1 protein-coding gene and 1 pseudogene are annotated in these 1,066 nt (G+C 58.4%); one reads left to right on the top strand and one right to left on the bottom strand.

The annotated features are described in order from the left end of the window. A pseudogene (locus OP496_RS17930) lies at window positions 1-302 on the top strand (single-stranded DNA-binding protein); the annotation flags it as partial. A 543-nt stretch (window positions 303-845) separates the two neighbouring features. Here the strand turns inward: OP496_RS17930 and OP496_RS17925 are convergent. Then, window positions 846-1,066 (bottom strand): hypothetical protein (locus OP496_RS17925; RefSeq protein WP_280565297.1); only part of this gene is annotated, 221 nt, incomplete at its 5' end.

The following is a 1,066-nucleotide window of genomic DNA, read 5'->3' as shown; positions in this document are numbered from 1 at the left end:
GTCAGGACGGGCAGGATCGGTATTCCACCGAGATCGTCGCCAACGACATGCAGATGCTCGATTCGCGCAGCGGTCAGGGTGGTGGTGACTACGCTCAGCCTCAGCAGAATGCGCCTCAGCAAGGCATGGGCCAAGGCGCTGCGGCGCAGCAGGGTGGTGGCTACGGCCAACCGCAAGGTGGCCCCTCCCCGCAGCAGCAGGCACCTCAGCAACAGCCGCCCCAGCAGAGTGGCCAGCAAGGCAATTATGGTGCTCCCAACCCCGGCAACTTCGATGACTTTGACGACGAGATCCCGTTCTAGCGTTGTCGACGTCATAAGTCGATATAAGCTTGTAAAGCCCCGTATAACGGGGCTTTTTTATGGTGCGCCAAGCATGGCGCGCAGCGCCTCGGCGGCTTCGCGTAGCGGAGCGGGAGACGCTCGGGATTGAGGCTGAACGACGCCATCATGAATGCTTCGGGCCTTCCGAGTCGTTGGCACACGTCGCCTGAGACGGCGTACTGCTGACCGAAACGCCACGCCATCCGGCTTGGCGTTTCGCGTGGTGTGCCCGGTATGGCGCTGGGGGGCGACCCCAGCACCGATCCGGTCGTGATTGTTGATGAGTATTTAGCGGGTCTCGTTGAGCACCGCCTTGGGAAAAAATGTCGACGCAGGCTCTGATTCTGAAACGTATCCATGAAACGGCTGTTAAAGTGTCGCATTGCTTTGATGTTGGTCACTGTTCGTTACGCAGGATGACAACGGTCATGCCGAGTCAGGCTGCCGTGTAGATGCATGCCTGCGTATGCCTTGAGGGTGAAGTGATCGAGGTGGTGTGACGATGCCATCTGGCCTCATGATTCAGGCAACAGCATCTTTCGATGATGGGAAAGTTGATGAGCGGTTACGATTTCGTTTGCCTACGCTGGCGAGTCTGACGGTGGTATAAACTAGTGCGTCGGCGGCAATGAGGATGACAGGCAATACGTCGATGGGCGAATATGTACCCCTGTCGACGAGGTGGACGACGAATCGAGGAGACGAGCATGCGAAAGGAGAGGCCGTGAAGCTGTTGCTGGCGA

The sequence above is a fragment of the Chromohalobacter sp. 48-RD10 genome (genome assembly GCF_029889785.1).
GTDB lineage: Bacteria > Pseudomonadota > Gammaproteobacteria > Pseudomonadales > Halomonadaceae > Chromohalobacter.
This window is presented reverse-complemented; position numbering and strand designations above follow the sequence as displayed.